16 protein-coding genes are annotated in these 16,887 nt (G+C 45.0%); 12 read left to right on the top strand and 4 right to left on the bottom strand.

Features of this window, described 5'->3' with window-relative positions:
- Positions 1 to 187 precede the first annotated feature (187 nt).
- The 5 genes from NSU15_RS05380 to NSU15_RS05360 all read left to right on the top strand — a co-directional run bounded on the left by NSU15_RS05380 (position 188) and on the right by NSU15_RS05360 (position 6,098).
- Positions 188 to 1,192, top strand: a complete 1,005-nt coding sequence (locus tag NSU15_RS05380; RefSeq protein ID WP_042124684.1) for a substrate-binding domain-containing protein — start codon at positions 188 to 190, stop codon at positions 1,190 to 1,192.
- 153 nt (positions 1,193 to 1,345) lie between these two features.
- Entirely contained in the window at positions 1,346 to 2,605 is a 1,260-nt protein-coding gene (locus NSU15_RS05375) for an extracellular solute-binding protein (RefSeq protein ID WP_339289479.1), read from the top strand.
- Positions 2,606 to 2,687: 82 nt separating this feature from the next.
- A complete protein-coding gene (locus tag NSU15_RS05370) occupies positions 2,688 to 3,554 on the top strand; it encodes a sugar ABC transporter permease (protein ID WP_036680400.1) in 867 nt (288 codons plus the stop codon).
- Positions 3,551 to 4,372, top strand: coding sequence for a carbohydrate ABC transporter permease (locus NSU15_RS05365; protein WP_170880249.1), 822 nt, complete (start codon positions 3,551 to 3,553; stop codon positions 4,370 to 4,372). The genes NSU15_RS05370 and NSU15_RS05365 overlap by 4 nt, the downstream gene beginning before the upstream one ends.
- Before the next feature lie 37 nt (positions 4,373 to 4,409).
- A complete protein-coding gene (locus NSU15_RS05360) occupies positions 4,410 to 6,098 on the top strand; it encodes an alpha-glucosidase (RefSeq protein ID WP_339289478.1) in 1,689 nt (562 codons plus the stop codon).
- 118 nt (positions 6,099 to 6,216) lie between these two features.
- Here the strand turns inward: NSU15_RS05360 and NSU15_RS05355 are convergent, their stop codons facing one another.
- From NSU15_RS05355 to NSU15_RS05340, 4 genes are read right to left on the bottom strand one after another with little or no spacing between them, the layout of a single operon-like run.
- The gene (locus NSU15_RS05355; RefSeq protein WP_339289477.1) at positions 6,217 to 6,762 is read right to left on the bottom strand and encodes a GNAT family N-acetyltransferase; all 546 of its coding nucleotides are present in this window, start codon (positions 6,760 to 6,762) and stop codon (positions 6,217 to 6,219) included.
- A 25-nt stretch (positions 6,763 to 6,787) separates the two neighbouring features.
- On the bottom strand, positions 6,788 to 7,138 hold the full coding sequence (locus NSU15_RS05350) for a cupin domain-containing protein (RefSeq protein WP_076117931.1): 351 nt from the start codon (positions 7,136 to 7,138) through the stop codon (positions 6,788 to 6,790).
- 1 nt (position 7,139) lies between these two features.
- Entirely contained in the window at positions 7,140 to 7,679 is a 540-nt protein-coding gene (locus NSU15_RS05345; protein WP_076117933.1) for an NUDIX domain-containing protein, read from the bottom strand.
- A 36-nt stretch (positions 7,680 to 7,715) separates the two neighbouring features.
- Positions 7,716 to 9,191, bottom strand: coding sequence for an amidase family protein (locus NSU15_RS05340; RefSeq protein WP_339289476.1), 1,476 nt, complete (start codon positions 9,189 to 9,191; stop codon positions 7,716 to 7,718).
- Positions 9,192 to 9,459: 268 nt separating this feature from the next.
- Between NSU15_RS05340 and NSU15_RS05335 the strand changes: the two genes are divergently transcribed.
- From NSU15_RS05335 to NSU15_RS05305, 7 genes are all read left to right on the top strand, one after another.
- Positions 9,460 to 10,305: an STM4015 family protein gene (locus NSU15_RS05335; RefSeq protein ID WP_339289474.1), complete on the top strand. Its 846-nt coding sequence runs from the start codon at positions 9,460 to 9,462 to the stop codon at positions 10,303 to 10,305.
- Positions 10,265 to 11,602, top strand: a complete 1,338-nt coding sequence (locus NSU15_RS05330) for an STM4014 family protein (protein WP_339289472.1) — start codon at positions 10,265 to 10,267, stop codon at positions 11,600 to 11,602. The genes NSU15_RS05335 and NSU15_RS05330 overlap by 41 nt, the downstream gene beginning before the upstream one ends.
- Positions 11,602 to 12,384, top strand: a complete 783-nt coding sequence (locus tag NSU15_RS05325) for an STM4013/SEN3800 family hydrolase (protein WP_076117939.1) — start codon at positions 11,602 to 11,604, stop codon at positions 12,382 to 12,384. Before NSU15_RS05330 ends, NSU15_RS05325 begins: the two co-directional genes overlap by 1 nt.
- Positions 12,385 to 12,512: 128 nt before the next feature.
- Positions 12,513 to 13,862 carry an STM4012 family radical SAM protein gene (locus NSU15_RS05320; RefSeq protein ID WP_339289471.1) on the top strand — a complete coding sequence of 450 codons (1,350 nt, stop codon included), beginning with the start codon at positions 12,513 to 12,515 and terminating at the stop codon, positions 13,860 to 13,862.
- Positions 13,859 to 14,725: an STM4011 family radical SAM protein gene (locus NSU15_RS05315; protein ID WP_339289470.1), complete on the top strand. Its 867-nt coding sequence runs from the start codon at positions 13,859 to 13,861 to the stop codon at positions 14,723 to 14,725. The genes NSU15_RS05320 and NSU15_RS05315 overlap by 4 nt, the downstream gene beginning before the upstream one ends.
- 157 nt (positions 14,726 to 14,882) lie before the next feature.
- A complete protein-coding gene (locus NSU15_RS05310; protein ID WP_339289469.1) occupies positions 14,883 to 15,611 on the top strand; it encodes a glycerophosphodiester phosphodiesterase in 729 nt (242 codons plus the stop codon).
- 32 nt (positions 15,612 to 15,643) lie between these two features.
- Positions 15,644 to 16,852, top strand: coding sequence for an SLC45 family MFS transporter (locus tag NSU15_RS05305; protein ID WP_339289467.1), 1,209 nt, complete (start codon positions 15,644 to 15,646; stop codon positions 16,850 to 16,852).
- The last annotated feature ends 35 nt before the right edge of the window (positions 16,853 to 16,887 follow it).

Raw genomic sequence — 16,887 nt, 5'->3', positions numbered from 1 at the left:
TCTATTAAAAATTAATTCTCTTTCATAGTTCTTAGGGTCCACAAATTTTTTAAGTGGAGTTGACAAGTATACCTGCCAGGATTTATATTCAGGGTAAGCGTTTACGTAATTCACTTTACCTTCTTTCATTTTTCAAAGCGTAAACGTTTAATCTAAGGCTAACCGTAATTTAAGGAGCACGTATGAAATGAACCCAACAATTAAAGATGTTGCACAAAAAGCGAACGTTTCCATTGCGACAGTCTCTCGCGTGCTAAACAACTTAAGTGGGTACTCCGACAAGACGAAACAAAAGGTAAATGAGGCTATCAAAGAACTTGGCTATCAACCTAACGCAATTGCTCGTGGCCTTATCAATAAGCGTACGCAGACCATAGGTGTAATGTTTCCGAGTGTATCTGGAGCTTTCTCCTCCGATCTGCTTAAAGGCATTGAGGAATTGGCCAATGACCGCAATTACAGTGTAATGGTCTGTAATACCGACCAGGATGGTAAACGAACGTTAAAGTACTTACAACTCCTAAGGGAGAAGCAGGTCGATGGCATTATTTACGCTAGTGAGGTTTTGAAGAAAGAGTATTATGATGTGCTAGAAACGATGAAGATCCCAGTAGTGTTGGTTTCTTCCCAAACGGAGTTTGCCAGTGTGCCATACGTGAAAGTAGACGATTTTCAAGCTGCTTATGATGCTACTCTCTACTTAATATCCAAAGGTCATAGCAAAATCGCCATGATCAGCGGAAATCCAAGCGATGCTATCGCTGGTGCACCCAGAGCCGAGGGATATCGTAAAGCGCTTGAAGCGAATGGAATTCCTTTCGACAATCGGTATCTCACCTTTGGAGACTTTCTGTATGAAAGCGGGAGCATTGCAATGGAAACGCTCTTGGAGCAAGCCCCTGATGTCACCGCCGTCTTTGCCGCTAGTGATGAAATGGCGATAGGTGCCCTCTCCACTGTCATCAAATATGGTTTAAGTGTTCCCGAGGATATATCCATTATGGGTTATGACGATCTTGGAATGGCGAAAATGATCATTCCTCCGTTAACTACAGTTCGTCAACCGCTGTATGATATTGGTAAGATCGCCGTAGAGAAACTTATTCATATGATTGAAACAGGTGAGACTGTAGAAAGCAAAATTGTCGATCACTCCATCGTGGAAAGACAAACGGTAAGGTCACTTACCTGAGTCTTTTTACCCCTTTTACGTAAACGTTTACTCTTTATCGGTTCATGCATATCCGCAGCCTTAAAGTAGCAGAATATCAATTAGTTTTCATTTACGTACATGTTTAATCTCTTACATGTTCATAATACCAACAAATTATTAGGAGGATTTATCATGAAAAAAACAATCAAACCCGTAGTGGTTAGCTTAGTGGCCATGTCCGTGCTTAGTGCCTGTGGTAGCAATGCGGCTGACAACAGCGCAAATAGTGGTGGAAATGCCTCCTCCGGTGAAAAGGTAAAAGTCGAGTTTTTCCAAAATAAAACCGAAGCCAAAGCCACCTTCGACAAGCTGGTTGCGAAATTCAATGAAGCCAATCCAAATATTGTTGTCACACAGGTTAACCCGCCAGATGCTGAAACGGTATTGAAAACTCGTGCAGCGAAGAAAGATATTCCTGACGTGGTAGGGATCGGAGCAACTGACACCTACAAGACGTTATCTGGCAGCGGTCTTTTTGAAGATTTCACAGGCGATCCACTCGCTGAGAATATCCAGCCAGCATATCTTCAAATGCTGAAAGACCTGACGGGTTCGGACGAACTGAATGGTCTTCCATTCTCTTCAAACGCAAGTGGTGTTATTTACAATAAAGCGATGTTCGCTGAAGCCGGTGTGACTGTTCCAACTACTTGGGATGAGTTCATGGCTGTCGCTCAAAAATTCAAAGATAACGGTCAGAATGCTTTCTACCTGACACTGAAGGATTCATGGACAACACTTACACCGTTCAACTCCCTTGCGACGATCATTAAAGGGAATGATTTCTTCAAGGAGCGTGCAGCAGGCACTGTAACCTTCGCAGACAGCTTTAACGAGGTTGCTGAAAAGCTGCTTAAGCTGACGGAATACGGACAAAAAGATATTTTTGGTAAAGGTTACAATGACGGAAACACAGCATTCGCTAAAGGTGAATCCGCAATGTACCTGCAAGGCGTATGGGCAATCCCGGAAATCGTGAAAGCCAATCCATCCATTGAACTTGGCGTATTCCCATTCCCAGCAACAAATGATGCTGCAGATAACAAAGTCATTTCTGGCGTAGATACGTTGCTGACGATTTCCAAGAACACTAAACATAAAGAAGAAGCTAAGAAATTCGTAGATTTCCTGCTTCAACCTGAGAATGTTAGCCTATACATTAATGAGCAAAAAGCATTCCCAGCTGTACAAGGTGTAACACAAGATGATCCAACGATGGATGGCTTCAAAGAAGCGTTTACCGCAGGCAACTTGGCTGACTTTGCTGACCACTACATTCCAAGTGCGATGAAAGTGGATACCATTAACCAATCCTTCTTACAAAAGAAAGATATTAAAGCTTACCTAGATCAGCTTGATAAGGAATGGGATAAAGTAGCTAACCGGAAATAACCAGATCAGACAAACATGAACCGCGAAAGAGAACGGGGCTTCCCCACTTCTCTTTCGCTTTTACAATGAGGAGGATTACATGATGGCCAAACGCCGAGTCGCCTTTTATCTGATGACTATACCGGCATTACTTCTTTTCTTTGCCTTCCATACCTTTCCTGCAATTCAGGGTATATATTATTCGTTCACAAACTGGGACGGCTTTAGTGACAGCTTTGATTACGTAGGATTTAAGAACTTCATTAACATTTTTCAAGATGAAAATGTGTTGAATTCATATGTGTTCACTTTTAAATATGCCATTTTAACCACAATTCTTATCAACATCATCAGCTTGTTGATTGCACTTGGACTTAACGCCAAAATTAAAGCCAAAAACTTTTTCCGTGGCGTATATTTCTTGCCGAATATCCTCAGCGTATTGATTGTCGGTTTTATTTTTAACTACTTATTCGCTAATGTATTCCCTATTTGGGGTGCGAAACTCGGCAGCGAATTCTTATCACAGAACATTCTCGGTAACTCGGATTGGGCTTGGATCGGTATCGTCATTGTAGCCGTTTGGCAAGGGATTGCTTATAACACAATCCTCTATTTGGCGGGTCTTCAAACTATTCCTCATGATCTGTACGAAGCCTCCAATCTGGATGGTGCTAGCCGCTGGAGAGAATTCTGGAGCATTACGTTCCCAATGCTTGCTTCCTTCTTCACCATTAATATGGTGCTCGCGATGAAGGGCGGTCTGATGGTATTTGACCAAATCGTCGCTTTGACAGGCGGGGGTCCAGGTCGTTCAACACAATCTATTGCCCACTTAATCTACACAGGCGGCTTCCAAGGCGGAGAATTTGCCTATCAATCGGCGAACGCCGTAATTTATTTTATCGTGATTGTCGTTATCTCCGCCCTTCAGCTTAAATTTCTGCAGAAACGGGAGATGGACTTATGATCAAAAAATCAACCAATTGGCCAGTAACGATTCTTATCGCCCTAGGCTCACTACTGATCCTGTTTCCGCTTTACATGACCATTGCCATCGCACTCAAGAATCCCGAGGAAATGGCTCAATCTATATTCTCGCTGCCAACCGGCCTGCATTTTGAGAACTTCTCCAATGCCATTAAGGCAACGAATTTCTTCAATGCATTAGGAAATAGTACCGTAATTACCATTACAACAGTTGTGTTCATATTGCTTACCAACTCCATGGTAGCCTATGCTATTGCACGTAATATGAAACGAAGATTTTTCAAAGTACTTTACTTCTATTTTATTAGCGCTATGTTTATCCCTTTCCAGATTATTATGCTGCCAGTGGTCAAAGTGACTACGGACCTGCACATGAACAACATTGTAGGGATTATTATTCTATACGTTGTTTATGGTCTGGCCTTTAACGTATTTGTATACACCGGTTATATCCGTTCCATTCCGTACGAACTGGAAGAAGCGGCTACAGTAGACGGTGCATCAACCTTCGGAACGTTCTGGAAGATTATTTTTCCACTTCTTGCTCCTGTTAGTGCAACGATCGGTATCCTGTCTTGTCTATCCACTTGGAATGACTTTATGCTACCGCTGGTTCTGCTCGGCGATCAGGATTCCTACACACTTCCGCTGGTACAATATGTCTTCCAGGGGCAGTTCAGCACAGATTTCAACTTAGCATTTGCTTCATATCTGCTCGCATTAACCCCGATGCTCATCGTCTATTTGTTCGCACAAAAATGGATTATCAGCGGACTAACATCAGGGTCTATTAAATAAAACAGCTAGATCTATACAGAGATAGGAGATTATAACCTTGGAAAAGAAATGGTGGAAAGAAAGCGTAGTGTATCAAATCTACCCCCGCAGCTTCAAAGACAGCAATGGGGATGGCATTGGTGATCTGCAAGGGATTATTTTGAAACTCGATTATTTAAATCATCTTGGTGTTGACGTGGTCTGGCTGTGCCCAGTGTACCAGTCGCCTAATGACGATAACGGTTATGATATCAGCAATTATCAAAGTATTATGGATGATTTCGGAACACTCTCCGATTGGGAGGAACTGCTAGCTGGACTTCACAGCCGTGGCATGAAGCTGATTATGGATCTCGTGGTTAACCATTCCTCAGATGAACATGCCTGGTTCGTGGAATCCCGTAAATCACAGGATAATCCTTATCGTGATTATTATATCTGGCGTCCTGGAAAGGACGGCCAGCCGCCTAACGACTGGGGCTCCTTCTTTAGTGGATCGGCTTGGGAATACGATGAGAAGTCGGAAGAATATTACCTCCATCTCTTCTCACGAAAACAACCGGACCTAAATTGGGAGAATCCAAAGCTGCGCAAGGAAATCTACGATATGATGACTTGGTGGCTGGATAAAGGAATCGACGGATTCCGCATGGACGTAATCAACTTGATTTCCAAAGTACCGGAATTACCTAGCGTTTCTGAAGAAAGTAACGGAGATCAGCCTACGTACCACTTCGGAGGAGACTATTTTGTTAATGGTCCGCGCGTACATGAGTATATGCAGGAAATGAACCGTGAGGTCCTATCCAAGTACGATATCATGACCGTGGGTGAAGCCGTTAATGTCACTCCAGAAGAAGCTTCAATGTATGTTTCAGAGGATCGAAATGAGCTGAACATGGTATTCCATTTTGAGCTTATGGACGTCGATTCTGGACCTGGAGGCAAATGGAATGTGCAGCCTTGGAAGCTGGCGGACATTAAGTCCATTATTTCCAAGTGGCAAGTCGCACTGGACGGTAAGGGTTGGAACAGCTTGTATATGAACAACCACGATCAGCCGCGTATGTTATCCCGCTTTGGAGATGATAAGCTGTTCCCGAAAGAGTCTGGCAAAATGCTGGCAACACTGCTTCACACGCTCCAAGGTACACCTTACATCTACCAAGGTGAAGAAATCGGTATGACAAATGTACAGTTTGCTTCCATCGACGACTACAAAGATATTGAAATTCTAAATATGTATAAGGAATACTCGGCCGCCGGACACTCGGAAGAAAAAATCATGAATTCCATTTACATCAAAGGTCGGGATAATGGCCGTACGCCGATGCAATGGAACTCGGAGCCTCAGGCAGGCTTCACTACCGGCACTCCGTGGCTAGCTGTGAACCCTAACTACAAAGATATTAATGTGGAGAAGGCTTTGGCTGATCCTGATTCTATTTTCCACTACTATAAGAAGCTTATTGAACTTCGTAAACAGCATGAGATTATCGTATACGGAAATTATACAATCTTGGCTGAAGAGCATGAGCAGGTATATGCTTATCTGCGAACTCTTGGAGAAGAACAACTGCTTGTTGTATTGAATTTCTTCGGAGAGCCTGCGACTTTCGAGCTTCCTTCTACTGTGAAATACCAAGCGAAGGAACTGCTCATTGCCAACTACGAAGTAAATCCAGAAGAAGAACTAAACACGATTCAGCTTCGTCCTTATGAAGCTCGTGTATATAAGCTTAGCTAATCGAACCCACTGGATCTGTTTATCTAAGTTCAATAGCAGAACTACAAAAAGGAGCCGCTCGGCTCCTTTTTGCTTGTCTATTTACTTGTAAGAACATTAATAATTCACTTTTTGTAGCTTAACCTTCCTTGTTTATAATTCCATAATGAATAAGATCATCATATTTATTTTCTTTGTAGATATGCTGTAATAAAATGCCTTCCTTTACCATGCCACATTTTTGCATCACCCGCCCAGAGGCTGGATTTGAAGCAAAGTGTCTTGCAAATACTTTATGATAATGCTTTTCTGAAAAAGCAAACGCAAGGATCGCTTTTGTTGCTTCAGTTACATATCCTTTACCCCAATATTCCTCACCGATCCAATAGCCAACTTCACCGTTTCGGTGTGCTTGCTTATTTGTCAGTCCTATAGCTCCACAGAGCTCGTTTGAACTTTTATCAGTAATCGCAAACTCATAATGTATATTATTGATAAAGTTCTCTTCATGAGCTTCAATCCATGCTATTGCACATTCGACAGGGTATGGATAAGGTAGGGTCAGCGTACTTTTGTAGACATTATAATTATTGCAGAGATCAGAGACACGTTTTGCATCAGCTAATTCAAAGGGTCTCAAAGTCAATCTTTCGGTCGTAATTGTTCTCTTCTCTTGATTAAACATTGGTTTACCTCCGCTCAACAATCTCTCACACCATCGGCATCGCCAAACTCATATTCTCCGCTTCGATCACTATCGCTGTTAGTCCTGTCTCCGTGCGTGTCTCATGCCATTCGCCTTTGTCCCAATACACGGCAGAACCCGCGCTAACTGAAATATCTGCTTCTTCCCCTGCTCTGACCCAGCCTTCTCCACTAACGACCAGAAAAAGCTGTGGTATCGGAGCCTGATGCCAGCCCACAAGTCCATTCTCACCCAAGTGCATACAACCTACATGCGGAGAATCTGCCACTGTCAGTATTCTCGACATCAAAAGCTGTTGACTGCCGAATGCATCTATCGATTTACCAGCTTCTTTGGCAAAGTTATATACTCGCATCTTACATTGTTCCTCCTACAGTTACTGGATTCGAATTCACCTGTACCTGTCCCGCATTTAATTTCTCAATAATCGCCAATAAGAAGGTTTCCGCAAGACTGTTCTTTTTAATAGCTCTGGCAGCCTCTTCCAAAGTAAACCATTGTGCATGATCGACCTCAGCACTCACCTGACTTAAGTCCTCCGTATCTGCAACACCTATAAAATTCAGCATCAGCGTATTAGAAGGTGCGAAATACAAGCTGCGCATATATTCATAAGCTACAATATCAATTCCAACCTCTTCTTTTACCTCACGAATAAGTGTTGTTTCCGCATCTTCACCTTTATTCACGTACCCTGCAAGTAATATGTAATCTGGACGGTTATACTGCTGGATTAATAGAATCTTATTCATGTCCCGATTTAATACCGCCGTACTGATAGCTGTGCTGAAAATAGGGAATCTGAACATTTCACATGCATTACAATAAGGCACTTGCCCTTCCCCATCGCTTTCTTTCATTACTAACGCAGTTCCACATTCGAGACAATATTTCAAGCTGATCTCTTCCTTCTATAATAAAGTAGTCAATACCTATTCCAGTTCCGGTGGAACACGATGCTGCGTAGCTTGTTCAAACCCATAGGCTATGGATAGGAGCGTAGACTCACTATAGGCTTTTCCGGAAAAAACTATACCAAAGGGCCCCCTTGTAGGATCACCGTCAGCATCAATAATGCCTTGAGCTACAAATCCTGCCGGAACGGTAACTAACGGATACCCCAAACGCGCTGCAATATACATACCATCTACATCACCAGGCAATAATAATGCATCCAAGCTATATTGTTCCAACACGTAATCTATTCCTTGCTCGAGTGCTACTGCTCTGTATTCTTGTTTCTTTTGCTGATATTCTTCTTCGGTTAAAGTTACTTCCTCTGACCTTGTTAATGTGTCTTGCCCATATTGTAATGCGATTTCGGCATGACGTTCATTATACGCTATCAATTCTTGCAAAGAGTGAACCGGAACGGAATCATCTACCCCAGATAAGTACGCATTGAGCCCCTTTTTAAATTCATAGCAGATCACATCATTATTCCAGTTTTGCTGTTCAACGTAAAGTGTAACTGGATCTATAATCGTAGCCCCTTCGTTCTTCAAGGTCTGAATAGCTGCTTCCATAATTGAAAGCCGCTCTGCATCTAAATGGTTATAATAATGCCGTGGGATGCCTATTCTTGCTTGCCGTATAAAGCTTTTATCTAAAAATGGAGTATAGTCTGTGAAAGCATGCTTCTCGCTCGAAAATGTCGCTTCATCCTTGTCATCTACTCCCGTTAATGCTCCCAAAATAATCGCCGCATCCGTAACCGTTTTAGCTATAGGTCCAGGGGTGTCTTGGCTAACTGAAATAGGAATTACTCCAGTACGACTGACTAATCCGACCGTGGGTTTGATCCCGACGAGAGCATGCTGACTGGCTGGACCAACAATTGATCCTGCGGTTTCCGTTCCAATCGATACTGCTGCCAAATTCGCCGCAATAGCTGCCGCAGGGCCAGAACTAGATCCGCTGACAAATACACTCCCAGGTCCATAAGGATTCAGCACTAGCCCTCCCCGTGAGCTATACCCAGCCGGCATTGAACTGGACATAAAGTTAGACCACTCCGACATATTCGCCTTCCCAAGCAAAACAGCCCCTGCCGACCGAAGCTTAGCAGCTACGAAGGAATCTTTTGCCGCAAATGATCCTGCTAAAGCTATTGAGCCAGCACTCGTATGCATTTTATCCGCGGTATCAATATTATCCTTCAATAATATAGGAATACCGTGTAGAATTCCCCGGCTTCCTTGTTCCTTACGTTCAATATCCAGTGCTCTCGCGATGTCCTTAGCGTCTGGATTAATTTCTAAGATTGCGTTTATATCTATATCGTACTTATGAATCCGTTCCAAATATGCAGCGACCAAATCTTCTGAGTTAACTACTCCTGCTTCCATAGCCGCTTGCAGTTTTGCAATATCCGCTTCTATTATCCATTCCTGAAGTTTGATCTTCATTAGAGCAGCTCCTTCAAATATAATCGCCTACGACATCCTTATAAGGAAGGTAAGTGTTTAGCGAGAAATATAAGGATAATGTATAGTGTGAAACGTCGCTTTCTTATATTTCAAAATAATGTAATTCTCCCTAGCATAAACCTACCATAAATTCTTAGCACAATGACATGACGAATTTGACTATAATTATTTTCACCTGTGATTTGACTCCCTCGCCTACAGATGATAGGGTATTTCCGAAGTTAAATTTTTCCGGGAGGGAATGCCCATGACGGAAGTAAAGCTTAGCATCGGATACGACGAATTTGAGGAAGGCCAAAGAATCGGCACAGAAATTGAGAAGCTTAGCAGCAGCTCTGAAAGTTCTTCGCTGACCAGCCTAATTATCGGCGATTGGGGCCAAGCTTACGAGAATGGTTCCGAAGAGGTTGTAGAGGCACTCGTTACGCATAGTGCTAGCTTCCCTGCTTTACGCAAGCTTTTCATAGGCGAGATGAGCTCTGAGGAATGTGAGATTTCTTGGATTACCCAAAGCGATCTATCACCGCTGCTCCCCGCTTTTCCAGAGCTGCAATCACTCACGATTCAAGGTGGGAATGAGCTGAGTCTCTCAGAACTAAAACACGACAAGCTAGAAAAACTGATTATTATAAGTGGAGGCTTAGGCACAACTGTTCTTGAACATATTGCAGCTAGCCAATTGCCGAATTTGCGCAAGCTGGAGCTATATCTAGGCGTAGAAGATTACGGATTTGACGGCAGTCTCGCAGATCTTCTCCCTCTTATAGAAGTAGGAAAGTTCCCTAAACTTACTTATCTTGGTTTAAAAAACAGTCAGATTCAAGATGAGATCGCAGGTGCATTAGCAGACGCTCCTATTCTGGATCAACTGGATACGCTCGATCTGTCACTTGGTACCCTTAGCGACGAAGGTGCTGAATTACTTCTCGCCAGCGATCGAATCAAAGGACTGAAAGCACTAAACCTTAGCCATCATTATATGTCTGACGAAATGATTAACCGCTGGCAGAAGAGTGGATTACCTGTTGATGTAAGCGACAAGCAGGAAAGCGATGATGAGGAAGACTGGCGTTATCCTTCCATCACAGAGTGAGCCCCTCATGAGGCCGATGATTGTTATCGGTATTCCTGGTGATAAACGGACTAGCGGCATCCAGCAAGCGCGTTCCGATCTCGGAATGCCTCCTGCCATCATTTTATCGTACGCTGAGTTTCTGCAAGGTAGATCGTTAAGTGATCTTATGGAGGAGCAGCAGAAGCCGTTATCCAGTCAGCCCTCCGTTTATAACGGAATAGATCTCAATGCAGCTCCTCCCTTACTGAGACTGGAATCACCTGGCAGCAGCTTCGAGATAGAACGAGCCTTAATCGCTTTGGGTGCGCCGGATTCGGATGATATGGATGATTCGCTTCACCCCTACGCCGATAGACCTGATCCGCGGCCACTCCGCGTGAAGGTAGCCCGTCAATTGAAGGACATGCAAGGTGTCCTGCATCATCCATCCCAATGGTTCCGCGGCTACTGCCGAATGCTGGCTAGACTACAGCGCGAAGCCAAAACCGCATGTCCGGGTTCGTTATGGTTAAATGACCCTGCCGAGATAGCGGCTATGACCGATAAACGCCAGACTCAACAGATTCTGAGTAAGGCGGGGATTCCAATCCCTCGCCCACTAGGCGAAGATCAGCAGCCTACGGATTACGACTCTCTCCGGGAGATGATGTTATCCCGGCGCATGCACCGGGTATTCATTAAGCTGGCCTTCGGCTCTGCCGCTTCCGGAGTGGTCGCTTATCAGATCCATCCCGTGACGGGTGCCGAAATTGCCTTAACAACAGTGGGGGTCGAGAATTACATCACTCGACCACCCATTTACTATAATTCCGGTACACTGCGACGGTACACGGATACCGCCACAATCTCGGGAATTATGAACTGGATCTTCCAGCATGGTGCTTATGCTGAGCAATGGATCCCTAAAGCGGGGCTTAAGGGAAAAGCATTCGATATTCGCCAGCTAGTCGTTCTCCGCGAGGCCTGCCATGCGGTTGCTCGGGTCAGCCCTACACCAATTACGAATCTGCATTTACGCAACCAGCGGATGTCACTTTCGGAAGCCGGGCTGTCTGAATCCGTACAGGAGCAGGTGCAGAATACCGCTGTGCAAGCACTGGCTGCTTTTCCCCGTTCCGGGGTAGCCGGAATCGATGTACTGGTATCCGGGGGTTCACAGCAATGTTTTGTCGCGGATGTCAATCCGTTTGGCGACTTGCTTTACGATGTGAAATACCGCGGCTGCAGCACCTACGAATGGGAGATGAAGGTATTGTCGGCTAGAGACTATATCACGCCTCCCTCCACACCGCTTATAAAGGAAGGATTATCTTAATGGATATGAACACCATCGTCGGCACTCATGACATTCTTATGATCACACTCGATACGCTTCGTTATGATGCTGCTGTTATGGAAGAAGCAAACTGCCCGAACTTGTGCGGAACCGGATCATGGGAGAAAAGACATACCCCAGGCAGCTTTACTTATGCCGCTCATCATGCCTTCTTCGGCGGCTTCTTGCCTACTCCAGCCACAACGGATAAGAAAGAACATATCCGCATGTTCCATTCCCGGAACACCGGAATGAAGACACATCCCCATACCTGGCTGTTCGATACACCCGATATCGTATCCGGGCTTGCTGCCGAGGGCTACCGTACGATTTGTATTGGGGGGGTTATTTTTTTCACCAAAAAAAATCCACTCGCCCGTGTGCTACCAAGCTATTTCCAGCACAGCTACTGGCGGATGACGTTCGGGGTCACCAATCCGCGTTCCACAGAGCATCAGGTGAACCATGCCTTGAAGCTGCTGAAGGATACTCCAAGCGAGCAAAGATTGTTCATGTTCCTCAATGTCTCAGCCATCCACGGGCCGAACCATTATTTTATACCCGGTGCTAAAAAGGACTCCGTGGACAGCCAACGTGCCGCACTGCGTTATGTCGACGGTGAACTTGGGCGATTGTTCGATGCCTTCCGGGAACGTGGCAATCCTACCTTCTGTCTGGCGTTTTCTGATCATGGAACCGCTTTTGGCGAAGATGGCTATCAGGGGCATCGCTTGGCTCACGAGACCGTATGGAACGTCCCTTACCGGGAATTTATTTTATAAAGCATAAACGCCTTCGACGTCCTTATAAGGACGGTAAGCGTTTATGCGAGAAATATAAGACAATAAAGTATAGTGTGAAACTTATACTTTATTATATCTCAAGGAAAAGGAAAGGATGGAGAACTGTTATGACGTTATCGTCCTTCTCTTTAGAAGAGCTTCACGGGTGGAAAGACAGCATTACTGCTCACCCTTACCGATCTTATCTGTATTCCTATCCACACAAAACAGCTTACAGGGATCTACAGCCGCCGATTCCACTAGAATCCTTATGGCAAGATGAGCCTGCAGAATCCTTTTTTCTATATATGCATATCCCGTTTTGCGGTGCTCGTTGTGGATTCTGCAACCTGTTCACCTTGCCTGATAAACGCGCGAATGTTCACGCTACATACGTAGACGCGCTAGAACGTCAGGCCAAGCAGTGGGCTGCATTCACCAGACATAAACCGTATGCCCGTTTTGCGATTGGTGGTGGAACACCTACATTACTGGCGGCAGATCAACTGCGCCGTTTATTCCACATTGCCGTAGATACGATGGGACTGGATACGAATACAGCCTCCATCTCAGTGGAAACTTCACCGGAGACCATTACCGAAGAGAAGCTGAATATTCTAAAAGAATATACGGTGGATCGGGTAAGCATGGGCATCCAAAGCTTTGTCGCTGCTGAATCAGCGGCCATTTATCGCCCGCAGAATCCGGATGTGGTATATCGGGCGCTGGAGCTACTGGGGAAATATGATTTTCCCATTCTAAATTTGGATCTCATTTACGGGCTTCCGGGCCAGACCGTCGACTCTTGGCTGTATTCGCTAAATCAGGCGCTTAGCCATGATCCAGAGGAAATCTTTATTTATCCGCTCTACACGCGTGAGCATACGATTGTGAAGCCAGGTGATATCCAGCGTCAGGAGGATATTCGCCTAGACTGCTACAAAGCCGCTAGGCAACTGCTTAATGCCAGAGGTTACCGTCAATATTCCATGCGGCGTTTCGCCAAGGAAACCGCAGGAACGGATAAACCCATTCTTGACTATAGCTGTCAGGAAGAAGGAATGGTCGGGCTGGGCTGCGGGGCTAGATCCTATACTCGCAATGTGCATTACGCTTCCCGTTATGGGGTGAGCCGTAAAGCAACCGAGAGCATTATTGCCGATTACGTCAATACAGATCGTTACGATACGGCAGATTACGGAATTGTGCTAAGTCTGGAAGAACAGAAGCGCCGCTTTATTCTGAAGGCGATTTTACATAGCGAAGGTCTGAGGATTGAAGATTACAACCTGCGCTTCGGAAATTCACTCTGGGATGATTATCCTGAACTGTCGCGCCTGCTTCATACCGGCTTAGGGAAGGAAGCAGACGGCGTACTGCACCTTACTACCGAAGGTATGGGCTACTCCGATTCCATCGGTGATTGGTTTATTTCAGGAGAGATTCGAGCGCAGATGGAAAGGTTCGTATTGCCATGAATGCGGTCCTCTACTACCGCGGCTCTCTCACCTCCTGCAACTATGACTGCCCGTACTGCCCTTTCGGCAAAACAAGAGACAGCGCAGCTACTCTCGCGAAGGATCGGCAAGGTCTGGAGACCTTTGTCGAGTGGGCCTCTTTGCAAGGTGCAGCGGGTCATCGGCTGTCTATCTTTTTCAATCCTTACGGCGAAGGACTGATTCACCGCTGGTACAAAGAAGCGATGATCACGCTCTCCAATATGGAGCATGTGGAGAAGGTAGCGATTCAAACGAACCTTTCGGCAAATCTTGATTTCGTCCAAAAGCTGAATCGAAGCAAGGTTGCCTTTTGGGCTACTTACCACCCCGGGCAAGTGAGCGAGGATAAGTTTCTAACGCAATGCATGACCTTGTACGAGAAAGAAGTGCCCTTCAGTGTAGGGAGCGTTGGGATTCGCAGCGCCTTTCCAGCGATAGCTTCGCTTCGCGCAGCATTACCGGAGCGTGTATATCTGTGGGTCAATGCTTATAAAGATAAACCGGATTACTATACAGCCGAGGATCTTTCCTTTCTTAACAAGATTGATCCGCATTTTGCTGTGAATGCTATGGATTACGAAAGTCTTGGTCAAACCTGCAATGCTGGCAATGAAGTTTTTTATGTACAAGGTGCTGGACTGGTGAAACGCTGTTATAAGGACAGAGGTGTTATTGGCAATCTCTACCGCGATGGCTTGGAGGGTCTATCCGCTATAAGAAGCTGCCGAATGAAGGTGTGCGACTGTTATATCGGTTATATTCATATGCCAGAGCTGAAGCTGCAAAACATCTATGGATCAGGTCTGCTGGAACGAATCCCTTATGGCGCTATGAACCATTGAACCGAAAACAATAGTAAGGTTAACTGTGTGTTAAATTTCAAGAAAAAGAACCCTGTCAGCATTTCTTAACAGGGTTTCTTTACTCTGTGTGGAATATGAACAGTAGCCCTCGTCTACAGGGCGACAGCAAACACTTAGTTGGAGGGATGAATAGCTGATGAAAAACATTATTAATTTTGCGCATCGCGGCGCATCGGCAGTGTGTCCGGAAAATACTATGGCAGCGTTCCGCAAAGGTCTTGAGTTAGGTGCAACCGGTATTGAAACCGATGTACAAATGACCAAAGATGGCGGACTTGTTCTTATTCATGATGAAACTCTAAACCGTACGACAAGCGGAAGCGGCTATGTGAAGGATAAGACCCTTGCAGAAATTTTGGAAGTGGACGCGGGCTCTTGGTTCAGTCCCGAATTTAAAGCTGAGCGCATTCCGATGCTAGAGGATTTGTTAGATCTGCTGCAAGGACGAGATACAGTACTAAATATCGAGTTTAAAAATGGTACTTTCTTTTACCCGGGTATGGAGGAAAAGGTTATCGCGGCTGTACGGGATTTCAAGATGAGCGATCGCGTGATTTTTTCGAGCTTCAACCATTATTCACTAGCTCACAGTAAAACGATCGCACCTGAGATCAAGACAGGAATTCTATACGGGGAAGGTCTGTATCGCCCTTGGGATTATGCAGCTACGCTTGGCGCAAACGCACTACATGCTTATCATCAAGCGGTACTTCCTGAATTTGTCGAAGAAGCAGCTAAGCATGGCATCGCTTATCATCCTTGGACTGTTAATGATCCAGAGCGGATGAAGGCTTTAATCGAAGCTGGAGTATCAGGTATTATTACAGATCATCCAGATGTGCTGGCTGAGCTTCTAGCTAAATAATAAGGGAGTGTGACTGTGTGAAAAAAGTCTAGTTGCTCGGATTCGGCTTTTTCAGCATCAGCATTACGTGGAGTCTGTATAACGCATTTGTACCCTTTTTTCTAGAAAAATACGTACATAGTGTGGCACTTATCAGCTTCTTGATGACGATTGATAATTACTTTGCCTTATTCCTGCAGCCTTGGATCGGCAACCGCAGTGACCGCACTACCTCGCGTTTTGGACGCAGAATGCCTTATCTTATGATCGGTATGCCTTTCGCTGCCGTGCTAACCATGCTGATTCCGTTCCATACCGGACTATTTACACTTCTGTTGTTTATGATGCTAATGAATCTGGCCATGAGCTTATACCGTTCACCAACCGTCGCCCTTATGCCGGATATTACACCTGAAGAACAGCGTACGAAGGCAAACGGGCTGATTAATTTCATGGGTGGGTTCGGTTCTATACTCGCTTTCGGCGTAGGTTCGATCCTGTATAAATCAAATCCAGCGCTTCCGTTTATCGTTGCTGGACTGATTACCTTGTTATGTCTGTTTATCGTATCACGCTTCATAAAAGAAAATCGGGATGGCGTAAACGTGCAAATGAAGCTTCCTTCAGAAGCTGCTACTGCTACTGCCACCAAGCCCTCACGTATTTCCTTTCGAAGTCAGCTTGACCGTACAACAGTATTTTTGCTAGCGGCGATTTTCTTCTGGTTCGTAGCTTATCAAGGCGTTGAGACACTGTTTACCTTATATGGCAAACATCATCTCGGTCTTAGTGAACAAGCGGCTTCTTTCTCGCTCACCTTCTTCTCTTTAGCTTTTGTGCTGTTCGCCATACCGAGCGGCTGGCTGGGTGGAAGATTCGGGAAGAAAAAGATGATCATCATCGGCGTATGCGGACTAATGACCATCTTTGCTCTTGTCGGTTTTGCAAAGGACCTTTTGCTCCTTCGTGGATTACTGTTGCTGGGTGGAGTCTTCTGGGCTTGCATTAATATCAATTCCTATCCTTATGTTGTGGCAACAGGAACAGAAGAAAGTATTGGGACACGAACAGGGATGTATTATCTGGTCTCTTCTCTGGCTGCCATCAGTTCGCCTCCACTACTGGGACTTATGATTGATATCTTTGATTACTCGATCCTGTTCTACGTGGCGGCGATTAGTATGGCAGTTGCTCTTGTCTGCTTGTTCCTCATGAAGGGCAGCAAACAAGTGACTAATAGTATTCATTCGCCTGGCGCATAATTTCATCCCAAGAGTATAGTTAGTCCAATAAAAAT

This window comes from Paenibacillus sp. FSL E2-0201 (assembly GCF_037963325.1).
Lineage (GTDB): Bacteria > Bacillota > Bacilli > Paenibacillales > Paenibacillaceae > Paenibacillus_AQ.
Note: the sequence above shows the minus strand (reverse complement) of the source record. Positions and strands in the feature narration are given on the sequence as shown.